Source organism: Xanthomonas sp. A1809, assembly GCF_017746015.1.
GTDB lineage: Bacteria > Pseudomonadota > Gammaproteobacteria > Xanthomonadales > Xanthomonadaceae > Xanthomonas > Xanthomonas euvesicatoria.
The window spans coordinates 90,288-108,312 of sequence record NZ_JAGHWZ010000010.1 but is presented as its reverse complement, the minus strand read 5'-3'; the positions used below and the strand labels follow the sequence as shown (position 1 = coordinate 108,312).

13 protein-coding genes are annotated in these 18,025 nt (G+C 66.8%); 2 read left to right on the top strand and 11 right to left on the bottom strand.

Features of this window, described 5'->3' with window-relative positions; all coding sequences use genetic code 11:
• Window positions 1-2: 2 nt before the first annotated feature.
• From mreD to J7396_RS14795, 3 genes are all read right to left on the bottom strand, one after another.
• On the bottom strand, window positions 3-488 hold the full coding sequence (gene mreD / locus J7396_RS14805; RefSeq protein WP_005911183.1) for a rod shape-determining protein MreD: 486 nt from the start codon (window positions 486-488) through the stop codon (window positions 3-5).
• Window positions 485-1,828, bottom strand: coding sequence for a rod shape-determining protein MreC (gene mreC / locus J7396_RS14800; RefSeq protein WP_031420977.1), 1,344 nt, complete (start codon window positions 1,826-1,828; stop codon window positions 485-487). The genes mreD and mreC overlap by 4 nt, the downstream gene beginning before the upstream one ends.
• A gap of 172 nt (window positions 1,829-2,000) precedes the next feature.
• Entirely contained in the window at window positions 2,001-3,047 is a 1,047-nt protein-coding gene (locus J7396_RS14795; protein WP_003482734.1) for a rod shape-determining protein, read from the bottom strand.
• Between the two features lie 275 nt (window positions 3,048-3,322).
• On the opposite strand from J7396_RS14795, the gene J7396_RS14790 reads away from it, so the two are divergent.
• Both J7396_RS14790 and J7396_RS14785 read left to right on the top strand, forming a co-directional pair.
• The gene (locus J7396_RS14790) at window positions 3,323-4,255 is read left to right on the top strand and encodes a carbohydrate kinase family protein (protein WP_008573357.1); all 933 of its coding nucleotides are present in this window, start codon (window positions 3,323-3,325) and stop codon (window positions 4,253-4,255) included.
• A 255-nt stretch (window positions 4,256-4,510) separates the two neighbouring features.
• Complete coding sequence (locus tag J7396_RS14785; RefSeq protein WP_209261662.1) at window positions 4,511-6,496, top strand: sigma-54-dependent Fis family transcriptional regulator; 1,986 nt, start codon at window positions 4,511-4,513, stop codon at window positions 6,494-6,496.
• Between the two features lie 84 nt (window positions 6,497-6,580).
• On the opposite strand, the gene J7396_RS14780 is transcribed toward J7396_RS14785, so the two are convergent.
• The 8 genes from J7396_RS14780 to J7396_RS14745 all read right to left on the bottom strand — a co-directional run bounded on the left by J7396_RS14780 (window position 6,581) and on the right by J7396_RS14745 (window position 17,834).
• A complete protein-coding gene (locus J7396_RS14780; protein ID WP_209261661.1) occupies window positions 6,581-8,965 on the bottom strand; it encodes a TonB-dependent receptor in 2,385 nt (794 codons plus the stop codon).
• A gap of 11 nt (window positions 8,966-8,976) precedes the next feature.
• Entirely contained in the window at window positions 8,977-10,083 is a 1,107-nt protein-coding gene (locus J7396_RS14775; protein ID WP_014089321.1) for an S-(hydroxymethyl)glutathione dehydrogenase/class III alcohol dehydrogenase, read from the bottom strand.
• A 35-nt stretch (window positions 10,084-10,118) separates the two neighbouring features.
• Window positions 10,119-11,165, bottom strand: coding sequence for a beta-propeller fold lactonase family protein (locus tag J7396_RS14770; RefSeq protein WP_209261660.1), 1,047 nt, complete (start codon window positions 11,163-11,165; stop codon window positions 10,119-10,121).
• The gene (locus tag J7396_RS14765) at window positions 11,162-11,830 is read right to left on the bottom strand and encodes a c-type cytochrome (RefSeq protein ID WP_209261723.1); all 669 of its coding nucleotides are present in this window, start codon (window positions 11,828-11,830) and stop codon (window positions 11,162-11,164) included. Before J7396_RS14765 ends, J7396_RS14770 begins: the two co-directional genes overlap by 4 nt.
• A 26-nt stretch (window positions 11,831-11,856) precedes the next feature.
• Window positions 11,857-13,611 (bottom strand): quinoprotein dehydrogenase-associated putative ABC transporter substrate-binding protein, encoded by a 1,755-nt coding sequence (locus J7396_RS14760; RefSeq protein WP_209261659.1) that lies wholly within the window; start codon window positions 13,609-13,611, stop codon window positions 11,857-11,859.
• Window positions 13,608-15,632 (bottom strand): methanol/ethanol family PQQ-dependent dehydrogenase, encoded by a 2,025-nt coding sequence (locus J7396_RS14755; protein ID WP_080721041.1) that lies wholly within the window; start codon window positions 15,630-15,632, stop codon window positions 13,608-13,610. The genes J7396_RS14760 and J7396_RS14755 overlap by 4 nt, the downstream gene beginning before the upstream one ends.
• 482 nt (window positions 15,633-16,114) lie before the next feature.
• Entirely contained in the window at window positions 16,115-16,768 is a 654-nt protein-coding gene (locus tag J7396_RS14750) for an HAD family hydrolase (protein WP_008577294.1), read from the bottom strand.
• Window positions 16,769-17,114: 346 nt separating this feature from the next.
• Window positions 17,115-17,834: a hypothetical protein gene (locus J7396_RS14745; protein WP_008577295.1), complete on the bottom strand. Its 720-nt coding sequence runs from the start codon at window positions 17,832-17,834 to the stop codon at window positions 17,115-17,117.
• Window positions 17,835-18,025: the final 191 nt, after the last annotated feature.

Here is an 18,025-nt window from a genome sequence, read left to right as displayed (position 1 = left end):
GCTTACTTCTTGCCCCGCTTGCCCAGCCGCACCGCATCCAGCACCACGAACAGCGGCGGCCACAGCGCCATGCCCAGCAGCGGCGCCCACCAGTAGCTCCACGGCAGGGTCGGCTCGCCCACCGCCAGATGCACCGCCGAAGACACGATGCGGTCGTTGAGCAGTAGCCCGCCGATGGCCAGCGCCTGTTGCGAGACCGGGAAAAAACGCATGCGCGCGCGGAAGCGCTGCAGGATGAAGGTCATGATCACCAGCCGCAGCGCCTGTTCGCCGAGCAGCCCGCCATACAGCAGATCAGCCAGCACGCCGGCCACGAAGGCCAGGCCCAGCCCAACCCGGTCCGGCTCCTCGATCACCCAATACGCCAGCACCAGCGCCAGCCAGTACGGCCGCAGCGGCTGCACCACCATCGGCAACGGCAGCAGGCCCAGGACCAGCGCAATGAAGATGCTCGCCGGCAGGATCCAGGTGTTGCGCATGCGGGTCATTGGTCCGTCTCCTGCGGAGAAGAACGGGATTGGGGATTGGGGATTGGGGATTGGTTAGAAGCGGCCGCCTGTGCTGGTGCGGCGTTGCCGTTGCCGTTGCCGTTGCCCCTTCCAGCGTCTCCACTCCCTGAAGCCTGTGAGCCCTGCGATGACGCTGCGCGGGAACCGCGGGTCTGGAGTTCAGGGCCGTTCGACCCAGGAGGACTGGCCGGCAGGCTGGCGTGGCCGCTGGATGCTGACGCTGATGCGCGGGCCGACTGGACACCAGGCGCGGCAGGTGTCGACACGGACTGTGTGCGCGGCGCGGGAACAGTGCCGGTGCCCGATGCCGCAGCGGCCGTCGGACGCGCGGTATCAATCATTACGTTGGAAATCCCGCCCACCGGCGTGCGTGGCGTGGCAGCCACCGGCGCGCTGGCGGCTGCCGCGCCGCCGTTGCTGTTGTCGCTGTTGCGAATCCCAACTCCCGAATCCCCAATCCCGGCCCCCGGCACCAACCGCAACGGCTTGCCGGCACGCAGCAGCAACACATCGCGGCCGCGATCGAGCTTGGCGGCCGGGGTCAGTTCGCCGACCAGGAAGGCGTGGGTATCGTCGGGATGCAGTTCGGAGACCTTGCCGACCGGGAAGCCGGCCGGGAAGCGGCCGCCCAACCCCGAGGTGACGATTTCATCGCCCACCTGCACGCCGGCACTGAGCGGGATGTCGCGCAGTTCCAGGCGGTCGCCGCGCCCGTAGACGATCAGCCGCACGCCATTGCGCGCCACGCTGACCGGCACGGCGTGGTCGGGGTCGGTGAGCAGCAACACGGTGGAATGCAGCGGGGTGACTTCGATTACCTGTCCCATCAGGCCGCCGGCATCGATCACCGCCTGGCCCAGCACCACCCCTTCGCGGCTACCGGCGTCCAGCAGCAGGCGTTGGCGCGTCGGATCCAGATCGATGTTCAGGATCGGCGCCAGTTGCACGTCCAGACCGCGGCGCTCGGCCACGTTGAGCAGTTCGCGCAGTTGCGCGTTGTCCAGGGCTGCGGTCTGCAACCGGGTCAGGCGCGCATTGGCGACCAATAGCTGATTGCGCAGATCCCGGGTCTCCTCCACCAGTTGCGCATGCGTTGCGGCGTTGTCGCGCACCTGCGAGCCGATGCGCCCCGGCAGCCCGGCCACCGCCCAGATCGGCTGGATCAGCAGATTGGCCTGCATGCGCACCTGGCTCAGCCAGCCACCGCGGCTATCGAGCGCGATCAGCACCACCGCCAGCACCAGATAAACCAGCAGCCGCAGCGTGGAGGTGACTTCGCCCGGACGGGAGGCGACGGGAGGACCGGCGTAGGAGGGCACTGTCAGGGCCGGGAATGGGGAATCGGAAATGGGGAATCGGGAAGCAGTCGGCTGCCTCCGAGACGATTGAGGCGAAAACTCACAGGGGCGGGATCGCGTCGCAACCGCTCAGGGCCGCAGGCGGGGAATGCTTTCATGATTCCCCATTCCCGATTCCCCATTCCCAGCTCCATTACTCCGGCGCGAAGAACTCGTTGCCGTGCATGTCCACCAGCTCCAGCGCACGGCCGCCGCCGCGGGCCACGCAGGTGAGCGGATCGTCGGCCACCTGCACGTGCAGGCCGGTTTCTTCGGAGATCAGGCGGTCCAGGTCGCGCAGCAGCGCGCCGCCACCGGTAAGGACGATACCGCGCTCGGCCACGTCGGCACACAGTTCCGGCGGGGTCTGCTCCAGCGCCAGCTTCACCGCCGAGACGATGCCCGACAGCGGCTCGTGCAGCGCTTCGAGCACTTCGTTGGAGTTGATCTTGATCATCTTCGGCACGCCCTCGGCGAGGTTGCGGCCGGAGATTTCCATCTCCTGCACCTCGTCCTGCGGGTAGGCGCAGCCGATCTGCAGCTTGATGCGCTCGGCGGTGGCTTCACCGATCAGCATGCCGTGGTTACGGCGCACGTAATTGGTGATCGACTCATCGAAACGGTCGCCGCCCACGCGTACCGATTGCGAGTACACGATGCCGTTGAGCGAGATCACCGCCACTTCGGTGGTGCCGCCGCCGATGTCGATGACCATCGAACCGCGCGCCTCGGTCACCGGCATGCCGGCGCCGATCGCTGCGGCCATCGGCTCTTCGATCAGATAGACATCGCGCGCACCGGCCTCTTCCGCAGATTCCTTGATGGCGCGGCGCTCGACCTGCGTGGAGCCAGCCGGCACGCACACCAGCACGCGCGGGCTGGGGCGCAGGAAGCGCGATTTGTGCACCTTCTTGATGAAGTGCTTCAGCATCGCCTCGGTGTAGGTGAAGTCGGCGATGACGCCGTCCTTCATCGGGCGAATCGTGGTGATGTGGCCGGGGGTACGGCCGAGCATCTGCTTGGCCTCCGCGCCGACGGCAGCGACCGAGCGCGTGCCGCCGATTGCGCGATCCTGCCGCACCGCAACCACCGACGGCTCGTTCAGCACGATGCCCTGTCCGCGCACGTAGATCAGCGTATTGGCCGTGCCCAAATCGATGGACAGGTCGTTGGAGAACATGCCGCGGAGTTTCTTGAACATCGAGGGAGTCGTTCCTGGGTGAGTCGCATGCCCGCCGCCAGACTGGCGAAAATTTGGGCAGAAAACGAAGTCGGCTAGCCTAGCAATCCCCCCCGGGGTGAGCAAGGAAAAATCGGCGATTTCGCCCCCGTTTTCATGTGGCGGTCACGCCGGCCATGGCATGCGGTTGTGGCCCTGATCGGCCGCAGCCGTTACCCTTTGCGCCGCGGCGCACGCGCCGTCCCGCTGCCATGCCCGGCAATTGGCGGGTTTTCCCAACGCAAAGGCCCGACTCGATGTCCGCACTGATCTGTGGTTCCCTCGCCTACGACACCATCATGGTGTTTCCGGACCAGTTCAAGAACCACATCCTGCCGGACAAGGTGCATATCCTGAATGTGTCGTTCCTGGTGCCGCGCATGCGCCGCGAATTCGGCGGCTGCGCCGGCAACATCGCCTACAACCTGCATCTGCTCGGCGGCGCGCCGATCCCGATGGGCACCGTCGGCCAGGATTTCGGCCCGTACCGCGAACACTTCGAAACGCTGGGCATCGACCTGTCGCGGGTGAAGATCATCGACGACCTGTTCACCCCGCAGGCGTTCATCACCACCGACCACGACAACAACCAGATCACCGCCTTCCATCCGGGCGCGATGATGCGCAGCTACGAAAACCACGTGAAGGATGTGCCGGGCGTGACCCTGGGCCTGGTCGGCCCGGACGGGCGCGAAGGCATGATCCAGAACGCGGAAGAGTTCGCTGCCGGCGGCATCCCTTTCATCTTCGACCCCGGCCAGGCGATGCCGCTGTTCAACGGCCCGGAGCTGCGCCAGTTCATCGAACAGGCCCAGTACGTGGTGGTCAACGACTACGAGTCGAACCTGTTGCAGGAACGCACCGGCTGGGACGAAAAAGACATCGTCTCGCGTGTGCAGGCCTATATCACCACGCAGGGCCCGAAGGGCGCACTGGTGCATACGCCGGAAAAGACCTACGACATTCCGCCGGCGCACGAGCGCCGCGTGGTCGACCCGACCGGCTGCGGCGATGCGTTCCGCGCCGGGCTGATCTACGGCATCCAGGGCGGCTACGACTGGTTGACCATCGGCCGCATGGGCAACCTGATGGGCGCGCTGAAAGTGGAACACCCGGGCACCCAGAACCAGCGCTTCGACTTCGCCGAGTTCAACGACCAGTTCAAGCAGCAGTTCGGCTACGCGTTGTAGCCGAGAGTGGGGATTTGGGAGTCGGGAGTTATAAAAGCTGGGTCCTGGCGCCTCGAGGCCACGAGGAACCGCGCGATGGCGCGGTTTTTTCGTTTTGGCCCAGGCGAAAAGGCAGCCGCCCCCAGCCGAGCCGCTTTTGCCAATCCCGAATCCCGAATCCGCATCCCCGGCGTTTGCTGCACCGCGGTTTGAGCCTCGCCCCGGTTTATGCGTCACTGCCGCTCTGGCCCCGGGTAGGGACCGAGGAAGCGCCACGTGTCGGAAGTGACTGTCGCCAACCTCCTGCAGGCCACGGCCGGGCCCTCGTCCGATGCCCAGGCCGAATCGGCGCTGCTGGCGCGGATGCGCCGCTTCCGCCAGATCGAACCGCTGCCGCCGGCGCTGGCGCGCTCGTGGCAGCGCTGCCTGGACGAGTATGGGCTGAGTCCGGATGCCCCCCCGTTGCCGATGGTCCACGACGGTAGCGGGCTGCGCGAGCGCCAGCAGCGGCTCGAGGAAGTGCTGCGCATCGCCAAGGTGGAGATGGAGAACCTCTACGAGCAGATCGCCGGCGGTGGCTATGCCGTGGTGTTCGCCGACGCCGAGGCGACCTTGCTGCACAGCGTGCAGGACCCGGCACTGCTGCGCGAATTCCGCCAGACCGGGTTGTTTTGCGGCGCCAGCTGGGCCGAGCGCTACCAGGGCACCAACGGCATCGGCACCTGCGCGGTGGAGCGCAGCGCGCTCGGCGTGCACCGCGGCGAGCATTACCTGGCCCGGCATCTGCCGCTGTCGTGCAGCGGTGCGCCGATCCTCGACCCGCACGGGCAATTGCTGGCGGTGCTGGATGCGTCCACGCCGGACGCGCGCGACACCAAGCTGGTACAGCGCCACACCAGCGCGTTGGTGCGCATGTCGGCGGCACAGATCGCGCGTTCGTATTTCCTGGAGCAGTATCGGCACGCGTGGATCCTGCGCTTCCACAGCCGCCCGGAGTTCGCCGGCCTGTTGCACGAGGCGCTGATGGCGATCGGCGCCGACGGCTGCGTGCTGGCCGTCAACGAAGCGGCGCTGGAACAGCTCGGCAAGGGCGACCGCAGCCTGCTGGTCGGGCGCGACATCTCGCAGGTGATGCAGCTGGACTTCGACACCGTGGAGCAGCGTGCGCGCAACGCTGCCAGCACGCTCTGGTCGATCCGCTGCGCCTGCCACGGGCGCCGTTTCTTCGCCCTGGCGCAGCCGCCGCGCCGCAACGCGGTTGCTGGCGGCGCACACGCCACCCCCGCCGACGATGGCGAGGCCGCTTACGCACGCGAGCACGTCGGCTCCGATCCGCGCATGCGCCACAACCTGGACAACGCGCTGAAGCTGGTCGCGCATCGCGTGTCGATCCTGCTGTGCGGCGCCACCGGCACCGGCAAGGAGGAGTTCGCCAAGGCGGTGCACCGCGGCTCGCCATGGGCGGCGCGGCCGTTCGTGGCGGTGAACTGTGCGGCGATTCCCGAGGCGCTGATCGAGAGCGAACTGTTCGGCTACGCGCGCGGCGCGTTCACCGACGCCGCGCGCGAAGGCCGCCACGGCAAGCTGCTGCAGGCCAGCGGTGGCACCTTGTTCCTGGACGAAATCGGCGACATGCCGCTGCCGCTGCAGACGCGGCTGCTGCGCGTGCTCGAAGAACAGAGCGTGACCCCGCTGGGCAGCGACCGGGCAATGCCGCTGGAGCTGCACGTGATCAGCGCCAGCCACCGCGACCTGGCGCAGATGGTGGCCGCCGGCGAATTCCGCGAGGACCTGTACTACCGCCTCAACGGCGTGGTGCTGCATCTGCCGCCGCTACGCGAACGCAGCGACAAGGCCGAACTGATCCGCACCCTGTTGCGCGAGGAAAACAGCGAGCGCAGCGTGCGCATCAGCGAAGATGCGCTGCACAAGCTGCTCAGCTACGCCTGGCCGGGCAACCTGCGCCAATTGCGCAATGTGCTGCGCACGGCGGCCGTGCTGTGCAGTGACGAGGTGATTCGCCTGCCGAATCTGCCGCAGGAGATCGTCGACGCGGGCAGCGCACCTTGCCTGGTCGATGCGCGCGCGGTCGCGGCCGACGATATGCCCGGCCGCGTTGCATTGGATCAGGCCGAACGGCTGGTGCTGCAGCAACAACTCGAACGCCATCGCTGGAATGTCAGCCGCACCGCCGATGCCCTGGGCATCAGCCGTAACACCTTGTACCGCAAGTTGCGCAAGCACGGGCTGGAGACCGGGTGAATCGGGAATCGGGAATCGGGAATAGATAAAAGCAGCGCGCTGACGCTCTACGATTCCCGATTCCCGATTCCCGATTTCCCGCGATCAAAGCGCCCAGCGCACGCCGATCAGGTACTGCCGGGGCACCCCCGGTGCGAGAAATCGTGCCGGGCCGGTTTCCACTGGCGCATCCTGCGGGCGCGCGAGTCCGCCGTCGGGAAACACGTCTTCGGCCACGGCGGCATAGGTGGCGTAGCGGCGGTCGAAGACGTTGTCGATCCGGGCGAACAGCGACACCCGCGCGTTGATGGTCCAGCGCGCCTGCAGGTCGACCAGGGCATAGCCGGCGGTGCCGATGTCGATACGGTCGGGCGCGGCCTGGCCTTCTTCGGCATTGTCGACCTGGCCATCTTCGTTGCCGCTGGCCACCCGCCCGGAGACCGCACGCACGCCCACGCCCAGCGTCAGCGCATCGCGTTGCCACTCCACCCCGAGCTTGAGGTTGTGCCGCGGTAGCGCGGCGATCCGCAGTCCCGGCCGCAGCGCGATCACACGCTCGCCGGACAGCAATTGGCCGTCGCTGCGGTAAGTGGCATCCAGGTAGCTGTAGCCGGCCGACCACTGCCAATCGCCGCTGCGCAGATGCAGTGCCGCGTCCACGCCCTGATAGCGCGTGCGGCCGACATTGTCGAAGTAACCCAACTGCGTGTCCGGTGCGCGCAAGAACAGAATGTCGTCGCGATTGTCGGCGCGGTAGACCGACAGCGTGGCGTTGCGATCGGCCGACGGCGTCCAGCGCGCGCCCAGTTCGTAGGTGCGCGAGATGATCTGCTCCAGGCGCGGATCGGCCTGCAGACCGGTCGGCAACCGACATGGCTGAGTGGGATCGGCGCAGCCCAATTCGATGGCGGTCGGTGCACGGCTGTTCTGCGCGACCGAGCCGTAGAGCGTCACCGCCGACGCCAGCCGCCGGGTCAGCCCCAGCGACGGGTTGGCTTTGGCATAAACGAAGCGCTCGCGTGGGCGGTCGCCGTCGTCGGCGGTGGAAAGAACGTTGTCCACCACCACATGATTCCAGCGCACCGCGGCGGTGAGATGGGTGGCATCGTCCAGTGCCCAGGTGTCGGCCAGGAACACGCCCAATGTCTGCGTACTGCCGCGCACGCCGGAAAAGAACGCGCGGTCTGTCGCCGGATCTGCAACGACCGAGCGGTCGGGCTGCACCCACCCGTCGCGGGCGAATTGCCGATAACGCACATGGCCGCGATCGAAAGTGGCGCCGGTGGTGAGCGCATGCGCGCCCCATTGCATGCTCAGATTGAGCGCAACGCCCTGCGCGTGCTGACGCATCTGGGTGGTGTTGAGCGCGCCGGTGTGCAGCGTGTCGGCATCGGTGCGGGCGACGTCGCAATCGGCATCCAGTGCGCTGCCATCGGTGGCGTAACCGGAAGCGCACTCTTCGACGAATTCCTCGTAGTCCTGCCCGATGTCGCCATTGACGGTGTCGCGCCGCCCCATCTTCGAATAAGCCAGCGCGTGCAGCGCAGTGTCTGCATCGAAACGATGGTCCAACTGCACGCTTAATAGCGTATTGCGATTGCGGGTGAGATCGGGCGATGTGTAGACCGAGCGCCGATCGGCGCGATACAAGCCGGGCTCCGGACCTTCGTCGGTGTAGCGTGTATCGGGCAGCAGACCATTGCCGATCAGACGGCTGCGCCCGTGCAGCAGCGACAGGCTCCAATCGGTCTGCTCGCCTTGCTTGCCGACCTTGCCGAACACGGTGCCAAGCCGGCCTTCGGAGGCAGCGCGCCAGCCGTTTTCGTCGAAGCCGGTCAGCGCGACAAAGCCATGCCAGCCGTCGGCGCCGGCAACGCCGTAACTGGCATCCAGCCGCTTGCGCGCGCCGCTGCCGATGCTCGCTTCCCCCTGTAATCCGGGCGCGGTCAGCCCGGAGGCGGTAGACAGCACCACCGCGCCACCCAGCGTGTTCGGCCCGAACAGCGGGTTGGAACCCGGCATCAGCGTCACGGCGCTGATTGCCGCTTCGGGCAGCATGTCCCAGCTGACGATATCGGCGAACGGTTCGTTGAAGCGCACGCCATCCAGATACACCGACACCCCCTGCGAGGCGCCCGGCAGCGCCGACGCACGAAAGCCATGGAAGGTGAGATCGTTCTGGAACGCACTGCCCTGCACGTCGTTACCGTCCACGCCCACGAAGCGGCGCTGCAGCAGATCGCTCAGGTTGTTGCTGCGCCCACGCGACAGTTCGGCATTGCTTGCCGACTGCACCATGTACGGCAATTGCGCCGCATCGATGGTGGTGCCCGGGATCGGCGTGGCGGTCACCTCGATACGGTCCAACCAGGTGACTTGCGGCGCTTCCGCTGCAACGGCCACTGCGCTGCGTGCGAGCAAGGTCATGGCGCATGCGCCTGCCAATCCCCTGCGATGCAGCGTCGCTGTCCTGCATCTGCCTGCTGCCATGTGCGTCTCCTTCAATACACCACGATGGATTTGATGCCGCGTGCCGCACGCAGGTCCGCCAACGCCTGGTTGATGTCGTCCAGCGCCAGCGTGCGCGTGATCAGCGGCGCCAGTTGAATGTCGCCGTGCAGATAGCGTTCGACATAGCCAGGCAACTCGCTGCGGCCTTTGACGCCACCAAAGGCGCTGCCGCGCCACACCCGCCCGGTGACCAATTGAAACGGGCGCGTGCTGATTTCCTGCGTGTCCTCGGCCACGCCCAGGATGACGCTCTCGCCCCACCCCTTGTGGCAGCACTCCAGCGCGGCGCGCATCGCACCGACATCGCCGATGCATTCGAAGCTGTGGTCGGCGCCGCCATCGGTCAGGTCCACGATCACCTGCTGGATCGGCGCACCGTAGTCGCGCGGATCCAGGCAATCGGTGGCGCCCAGCGTGCGTGCCAGTGCGAATTTCGCAGGGTCGATGTCCACCGCGATGATGCGACCGGCCTGGGCCAGCACTGCGCCCTGTATCACCGACAATCCGATGCCGCCCAACCCGAACACCGCCACGCAATCTCCTGGCCGCACATGCGTGCTGTTGAGCACCGCACCGACGCCGGTGGTGACCGTGCAGCCGAGCAGGCAGGCCTGCTCCAGCGGCGCATCCGGATGGATGCGTGCGACCGCAATCTCCGGCAATACCGTGTATTCGGAAAACGTGCTGGTGCCCATGTGATGCAGGACCGGACGCCTGTGCAACGAGAACCGGCTGCTGCCATCGGGCATCAGGCCACGTTCCTGGCTGCTGCGAATCGCCTGGCACAGATTGGTACGGCCGGAACGGCAGAATTTGCACACGCCGCATTCGGGCATGTACAGCGGAATCACGTGATCGCCGGCCCGCACGCTGGTGACGCCGATCCCGACGTCTTCGACAACACCGGCGCCCTCCTGCCCCAGGATCGCCGGGAAGCTGCCGGCGTGGCCATGCGCCAACGCATGCGCATCGCCATGGCAAATGCCGGTAGCGACCAGGCGCACCAGCACCTCACCGGGACGCGGCGGCTGCAGGTCTACCTCTTCGATGGTCAACGGCTGGTGCGGACCCCAGGCCACCGCAGCGCGTGTCTTCATCCGGCCTCCCTGACGCGCGTCGGCCTGCCGGCCGCTCAGCGCGCGATGATCACGCCCCACGGCAGCTCGCCGACGGGGATCTGTTTGAGTTCGCGCAAGCTGGCGGTGTCGATCACGCTCACGCTGTTGGAACGCCCGTTGGCAACGTAGAGCTTGTCGCCGGCCGGCGTCAGCGCCGGATTCCACGGACGCTGCCCGACCGGGATCTCGGCCAGGGTGCGTGCGGTCTTGAGATCGATCACGCTGACCGTGCCGGCGCCCCCGTTGGAGGCATACAGCCGCGCGCCATCTCCCGACAGCGCCACGCCGGCGGTGCGCACGCCGCCCGGCAGGCTGGCGCGCCGCTGACGCGTCTGCAGGTCGATCACGTCCACCACGTTGGCGGTTTCCTGGGCGATGTACACGCTGTGCCCGTCGGGTGCGAACGCCATGCCGCGCGGATGCCCGCTGGTGGCCACCACGCCGCGCGATCGATGCGTGGCCAGCTCGATCATGTCCATGTCGTTGGAGCCTTCATTGCTGGTGAGCAACCACTTGCCATCCGGGGTGTAGGCGCAATGCTCCGGCGCCTGCCCGCGCGTGGCGATCACCTGCTGCACGACAAATTGCGCCGCGTCGATCAGCGTCACCTGATTCTGGCCTTCCACGCATACCGCGAACTGCTTGCCGTCCGGCGACAACGCGATGCCTTCGGCGTTCTCGCCGATGTCCACGCTGCGCAACACCGCATCTTTTTCGGTATCGAGTTCGACCAGCCGGTGATGCTCGGCATCGATCAGATACAGATGCCCTTGCGGGCCGGGCAATAGCTGCTGCAAGCGCTTGCCGAGCTGGCCCTGCGCGCTGAGCGTGCGCACCACGGTATCGGTGTGCGTATCGATTACCGAGACGGTACCACTGCGTTGATTGGGCACATACGCAAACACCGGCGGCGTTGCCGGCGCCGGTGCTGCAGTGCCCGTCGTCGCGGGTGCGGCGGTGGAGGCCGGCGAGGCAGCGTCACGCTGGCAGCCGGCCAGCAGCAGCGTGGTCAGCAGCGTTGCTGCAAGCATGCATGGCCAGCGAGCAGGCGCTGGCCTCATTGCGCCTTGCCTGCAGTCTTGTTGATCGAGTGGATGAAGGCGAGCAACTTTTCGGTATCGCCGGGCTTGAGCACCGGTGCGAACGGCGGCATCTGCCCGACGACCTTTTCGTGCCCGACGCGGGTCTTGCCGTGGGTGATCATGGCCGCGGTGCCTTCATTGATCAGCGTACGCAGGGTGTCGTCGTCGCTGCCGTACACCCAGATGTCGTTGGTCAGCGGCGGGCACATGCCACCGCCACCGGTACCGCCATGACAGGCATTACAGCCGGCCGAGAAATAGATCTTCTTGCCTTCGGCGACCAGTTCGGGCGTGACCTTGACCTCGGGTCCCTTGGGAATCGGCACGATCGTGGCAGGTGGTGCGACCGGCGTCGCTGGATCCGGGGCAGGCCCGGCCGCCACATTCGGCATCCCTGCGGCCGCAGGTGCAGGTGCAGACGCTGTGCTGTCGGCGGCTGGCGCAGGCGCCGGTGCGCCGGCGGCCGCCGGGGGCGCAGGCGGCGGCGCATCGGCGGCCGGGGCCGGTGGCGCGTCCTTGCCGCATGCCGCCAACACGACGCTGAACATCAACGCGCACAGCGGTGCGCAGACGGAACGATCGAGATAACGTGTAGTGGACGTGCGCATGAACGAACCTTTTTGATCGGAGGGAACGCCGCGCACTCCGGTGCGCGCGACGGGTGAGGCAATCATTTGGGTGCCGGGCGCGGGGCCTCGGCGAGCAGCGTGGCCAGCGCGGTGTCCCCACGTGCCTGCGCCAAATCCGCAGCGCTCTTGCCGTCGCGGTTGCGCGCAGACGGGTCGGCACCTGCGGCCAGCAGGCGTCGGGCAACCGCTTCGCGCCCGGCCGCGGCAGCCAGCATCAGCGCTGTGACACCGGCCTGATTGGCGTGGTTGACCTCGGCGCCGCGTGCCAGCACAGCCTCCACAATGGCCGGGTCGTCGCGCGCCACCGCAAACATCACCGGGGTGAACCCGGTGGGGTTGGCGCGCCGCACGGTCGCGCCCTTGTCCAGCAGCGCCTGCACCACTCCCACGTCGGCATAGGACACCGCAAGATCCAGCGCGCTCCAGCCGTCGCTGGACACGGTGTCCACCGGCGCGCGCTTGGCCAGCAACCTGCCGACACTGTCGGCGTCATTGGCCCAGGCGGCTTTCATCAGTGCGGTCCAGCCGCTGGCGTCGCGCGCCTCGATGCGTGCGCCGGCATCCAGCAGCAGGCCGACCAGGTCCGGCTCCTGGTTGCGGATGGCCTGGTGCAACGGCGGCTCGCCCAGCAGGTTCGCGTGATTGGCATCGGCGCCATGGCGCAGCAGCCATGCCGCACGCACGGCATCGCCCGCGTCCAGTGCATGCGCCAGTTCCTGGTTCGGGTCTGCACCGTCGGCGATGCGCAATTGCAGCTGCGCCAACTCTTGCGACGAGGCCGCCGGACTGGGTGCAGTGGATGCCGGTGTCGGCGTGACATACGGCCCGTGCGACGCCAGATCGCCGGCCACCACGCAGTCGCTACAGCGCACCAGCGGCACGTGATACCTGCGCAGGATTTGGTCGATCTTTGCCGCGCTCTGCTGCAGCGCCGTGTTCAACGCATCGCGCAGGTCTGCATTCTTGCGCGACACCGCCCAGGCCATCGAATACTCCAGCACCGCATCGTCGATGGTGTTCAAGGGCACCATTCCCAGACCGTTGCGCTGTGCGTAATACCCGGCCACCGGGCCCCAGGATTCGGCCGCATCCAGCGTGTTGGCGGCAACCCGTTCGACCAGCTTGCCGGGGTGTTCTTCCGGCGCAGTGGCCGAGTCGTAGAACAGGTATTGCACCTCACCGCTGATGCCATGCTCGTACAGCGCCTGACGCGCAGGCGAGCTCTGGAACACGCCCAGGCGCAGCTTCTTCAGCGCCGGGTCGTCCAGCGAAGCAGGCCGCACATTCAAGCCTTTGCGTGTGACCAATACATAGGTCGAGCGATAGAGCGGGCGCGTGACCACCCCTTGCTCGAAATCGCTGTTGAGATCCATCAGCACATCGCAACGGCCCGCGTTGATCGTGCTGCGTGCCAGCCCGCGCTGGTAGTAGGTGCGCCATTCGTATTCCAGGCGCCGGCCCATGGCAGCGGCTACGACCTGGGCAATCTTGTTCTGGAAGCCTTCGCCGGCCTTGTTGGACAACGGCATGTTGCCCGGGTCTGCGCACACGCGCAGCACGTGCGGGTCGGGCGCTGGCGGCGGTGTTGCCGGCGAGTTGGTTGATGCAGGTGCCGCAGCGGGCACCACATCCGAACGAGAAGCGCGAGCCGTCGGTGAAGACGGCTCGCGTGTGCAGCCTGCGGCGACGAGTCCGAGGCTGCACAGCACCAGCACCTGCTGCAGGTGCCGGGTGATGCCGCGCACGCCGGCAGCACGCTGCCGAGGTGCGCGTCCAACGCCTTGCGTGCAGATCATCGTGCCGTCTTCGCTGCGGCATTGGCGGTACCGCCACCTGCGGCCGCAGTGGCGGTCGCAGTGGCAGTCACGGTCTTGCCGGCGCCATCGATACGGAAGCTGTGGACCATGCCGCCGAGCGGGATCTTGTCAAAGCCCGCACCGAACGCCAGCCCTGCCGCACCCAGCGCGCCATACGGATCGGACGGATCCAGGCCCGCAGTGACCGGCAGGCCGATCCAGCCGCCGATACCGGAGAACACCGCCACGTATTGATGGCCGTTGGCCTTGTAGGCGATGGGGTTACCGATGATGCCGGACGGCAGCTTGGTCTCCCACAGCTTCTTGCCGGTGTCCTTGTCCACCGCGCGGAACCAACCATCCAGCGTGCCGTAGAACACCAGCCCGCCGTCAGTGACCAGGGTGCCGCTCCACACCGGGTACTTCTCCTTGATCTCCCACTTGGACTTGCCTTCCACCACGTCGAACGCCTTGACGATGCCCAGCGCGCCCGGCTCGTTCGGCTTCATCATCACGTTGGCGAACACATACGGCAGGCCCATCATGGTGTTGCCGCGCTCCTGCGGTTCCAGCTCCATGTGCCAGTTATTGGTGCCGCAGAAGAACACCGCCGCATTGGCCGGATCCACCGAGCACGGCTGCTGGTCCTTGCCGCCCATCGCCGACGGAAACGCCTGCACTTTCTTGCCGCGTTCCAGCGGAGAATGCGCAGCCACCTTGACCGGGCGACCGGTCTTCATGTCGATGCGTTCGGCCCAGTTGGCCGGCACGAACTTGTGCGCGCGCAGCAGCGTGCCATCGCGCCGATCGAGCACGTAGGCAAAGCCGTTACGATCGAACTGCACCACCGAGGGGACTTGCTTGCCGTCGATGGTCAGGTCGACCAGGATCGGCTCGTTGATGCCGTCGTAATCCCACTGGTCGAACGGGGTCTTCTGGTAGCCCCACACCGCCTCGCCGGTATCGATCTTGCGGGCGAACAGGGTCATCGACCACTTGTTGTCATGCTCGCCGTTGTTGCACTCCTCCTGCGAGGTCTTGCCGCAACGATACGACGGGCTCCACAGGCCGGGATTGCCGGTGCCGTAGTACACCAGCTTCAACTTCGGGTCGTAGCTGTACCAGCCCCACGCTGCACCGCCGCCGCGCTTCCATTCTTCGTTGGGAAAGGTCTTGACGCCCAGGTCGCCGAGTTGGCCATGCTGCGGATTGGCCTTGTTGAAATCCGGACCCAGGCAGATCGCCTTGTCGGTGCCGGCCGCATCGCAGGACCAGGCCTGCTTGCCATCGGCGAGGTTGTAGGCGGCCACGCGACCGAGCACGCCGAATTCGTTGCCGCTGATGCCGGCCACCACCTTGCCGTCGGCGATGATCGGCGCCATGGTGATGGTTTCGCCCTTGTCCGGGTGGGCGAGTTTTTGCTTCCACACTTCCTTGCCGGTCTTGGCATCGAGTGCGATCACATCGCCGCTGAGGCTGCCGAAGACCAGCTTGCCATCGGCATAGGAGGCGCCCCGGTTGACCGTGTCGCAGCACGCCACCGCCACCGACCGTTCGTCCTGTTGCGGGGTGTATTTCCACAACACCTTGCCGCCGTCGTCCTGCGCCGCCAGATCGATGGCGAAGACGTTGTTCGGATACGCACTGACCATGTACATGATGCTGCCGATCACCAGCGGCTGGCCTTCGTGGCCGCGCGTGGCGTCGGTTTTCATCTCCCACGACATCTTCAGATTCTTGACGTTGTCGCGATTGATCTCGGCCAGCGGGCTATGCCGGGTGAGTGCGAAGTCGCGCCCCACACCGCCCCAGTTGTCCGCATTGCTGGCATTGGCGGTGAACTCGCTATCGGTATCGACCGCGGCGGCAGGTGCAGCGGCGGGCGCAGCGGCAGGTGTTGCAGCCGTTGCCGGCGCCGCAGTTTCGGTCGGTGTGTCTTTCTTGCAGCCAGACAGAACGGCGCTCAGCGCAAGCATAAGCAGCGCAGTGCTGCATACGCTGCGACAGGAAGATTGGTGCATGTGCGTCTACCCCTCTCGTTTGAACAACCAGTCGGTTGAAACATCCCGCAGCGCAGGCGCTGTCACCGCCGTGGCGATGCGGACGTAGGAAACGTCGGGAGAGACCTGAGCAAACGTCATGCCAGCACACTGGTGCGCCGCACCACGTCGAGTCGGCAAGGGTTGGGGGCAATGACGGCGAGCTGGGCACTTGGCGCTGTCACGGTTTTGGCACAGTTTGCGCCGAACGTGCTGTGACACAGTGGTGCAGACGGTCGGGAAAGATGTTTCAGCAATGCCGGGCGTGTGCTGGACCCCGATCGCTGCGCCGCTGGTGCAGCGCGATGCGCTAAGGCAAGCAACACCGCGCGGTGGCGCCACGCATTTCTTCTTCCGCCGGGAGCAGGTGTCCGAAAGGCGGATGCGGATACGGCGAGCCCCCTTTGAGACGCGTCATGGCGTCGGCAGGCAGTTAACCATTCCGATGCCCGATCGGCTGCACGTTACCCGCGTTGCACAGGCACAACGCGCGCCTGGCCCTCCCATTGCGCGAGCAACTGCGTGCAATTGTGCAGGCGCCAGTCGGCGAAACCGGGCCAGGGATCGCCGGGTGTATTGACCAGCACAGTGCACGCACCGACGGCGCGGCCGCAGGCCAGGTCATTGTGATGATCGCCGACCATGACCAGCGCGCTGCCCTGCACCGACCAGCGCTGCGCGAAATAGTGCAGCCCGTCGGGCGCAGGTTTTGGGGCCGCCTCGTCGCGGCCGACGATGTCGTCCCAGGCGAACGCATCGTCCAGACCGATCGCCTGCAACGTGATCTTTGCCAGCTCGCGTGCGTTGCGGGTGAGCATGCCAAGCCGGCAACCGGCAGCATGCAGCGCGCGCACCAGCGCCACTGCGCCCGGCGCGGCGCGTGCGCCTTGGGCAAGCGCACGCTCGTGTTCGAGCAACCAGGCATGCTTGGTCGCCGCTTCGTCGGCCGGCAGCGCGGCCAGGTGGTGCAGGATGTCCGCCTCTGGCGGGATGTCCAGCGCGCGGCGGATCAAGGCGAAATCGTGCGCAGCCTCGGTCAGGGTGCCGTCCATGTCGAAGACCCAATGGCGGTAGTCGGACAACGTGGGAGCGCGCGCGGTGAGTGTCATGCTGTCCATCCGTGCAAAGACAAGAAAGTGATCGATTCGATGCGGCATGCGGCGGTGCGGCCAACTTGCAGGGCGCCATCAGCGACTTCGCCCAACGCGGTCGACATGGCGTCTGCACGCACCGCCAAGCCGGTGCGTGTGGCGCCCGCTCGGCATGTACTTGCGCGGACACTCCAACGCGCGCGCGCCTGCCACCGAACGAATGCGCGCCAGCTTTGCCGACCGCCCCGAGCGCGCAGTGCCGACGCGCTGCAGCGCCATCACACCGGGGTACCGCACAGTCGATCAAGCCCGCTAGTGCTGCACCAGCCCGCACACACATTCGATGTACGCCGGCATGTCATCGCGAGCCGGCCTACTTCCACCCGGGCATCTGCGTGGTGTCCAGGCCGCCGACCTCGAACTCTGCGGTGCGCGTACCGCCGGCCTTGACCGGGAACGTGATGCTGATGCGCTTGGCGTTGCGTACGAGCTTCCACAACGCCTTGTCATCGTCGATGAACATGGCAATGGCTTCGTCGGTGTCCGGGCGGTGCGCCGCCATGGCACGCGGCGCGCCGCCATCGGCCGCCACCTGCACCTTGCAGCCACCGTAGCAATTGAAATCGCCGGCCTTGAGCACGAGGTAGCTGTGGCGCTTCCACTGCGGATGATCGCGAAACACCAGGCTGACCGGCTTGGGCCCGCTGCCATCCACATCCACACGTTGCTTGGCGTCGATCATCGCCGAGCGCTGCGTACCGCCCTTGGCCGGCACCTGCGAGTACTGCCACAGCGCCTGCATGCGGCGCAGCTCGCGCGCCTGCTCGCCCTTGGCCTTGATATCGGCATAGCCGGGTTCGATACGCGTGGCAGCCGCGGTGCCGGCATAACCTTCGATCAAGGCCGCACCATGCGCACGCGCCATGTCCCAGTTCTGCGCTTTCACCGCTTCGTCGTATTGCTTGGCGAGCGCATCGGCCTGGGCTTCCCTGGCCTGCGCCTGCGCGGTGGCCTGCGCCTGACGTTGCGCCTCGCGGTCAGTGCAGGCACTCAAGGCGGCAACGCACAAGGCCGCGCTCAGCAGATACTTCATCGTCGACTCCGAAAGGCATGGAAAACGACAGCCACGATAGCAGCCTGCCCGCGACAGCCGCGATCAAACCGCCGGCGACCGTAGGAGCGCACCTGGGCGCGATGGAGCATTCCCGGTAAAGCCGCCTCGCGCCCGGGTGCGCTCCTACGGCAGCGATGGAGGTGGCGGGAGGGCGTCTGCAACGCCCTCCG

Bases quoted from the DNA above. Each gene is read 5' to 3' on its own strand.
- mreD (WP_005911183.1), bottom strand. From the start codon at position 488: ATGACCCGCATGCGCAACACCTGGATCCTGCCGGCGAGCATCTTCATT.
- J7396_RS14795 (WP_003482734.1), bottom strand. From the start codon at position 3,047: ATGTTCAAGAAACTCCGCGGCATGTTCTCCAACGACCTGTCCATCGAT.
- J7396_RS14790 (WP_008573357.1), top strand. From the start codon at position 3,323: ATGTCCGCACTGATCTGTGGTTCCCTCGCCTACGACACCATCATGGTG.
- J7396_RS14780 (WP_209261661.1), bottom strand. From the start codon at position 8,965: ATGGCAGCAGGCAGATGCAGGACAGCGACGCTGCATCGCAGGGGATTG.
- J7396_RS14775 (WP_014089321.1), bottom strand. From the start codon at position 10,083: ATGAAGACACGCGCTGCGGTGGCCTGGGGTCCGCACCAGCCGTTGACC.
- J7396_RS14770 (WP_209261660.1), bottom strand. From the start codon at position 11,165: ATGAGGCCAGCGCCTGCTCGCTGGCCATGCATGCTTGCAGCAACGCTG.
- J7396_RS14760 (WP_209261659.1), bottom strand. From the start codon at position 13,611: ATGATCTGCACGCAAGGCGTTGGACGCGCACCTCGGCAGCGTGCTGCC.
- J7396_RS14755 (WP_080721041.1), bottom strand. From the start codon at position 15,632: ATGCACCAATCTTCCTGTCGCAGCGTATGCAGCACTGCGCTGCTTATG.
- J7396_RS14750 (WP_008577294.1), bottom strand. From the start codon at position 16,768: ATGGACAGCATGACACTCACCGCGCGCGCTCCCACGTTGTCCGACTAC.
- J7396_RS14745 (WP_008577295.1), bottom strand. From the start codon at position 17,834: ATGAAGTATCTGCTGAGCGCGGCCTTGTGCGTTGCCGCCTTGAGTGCC.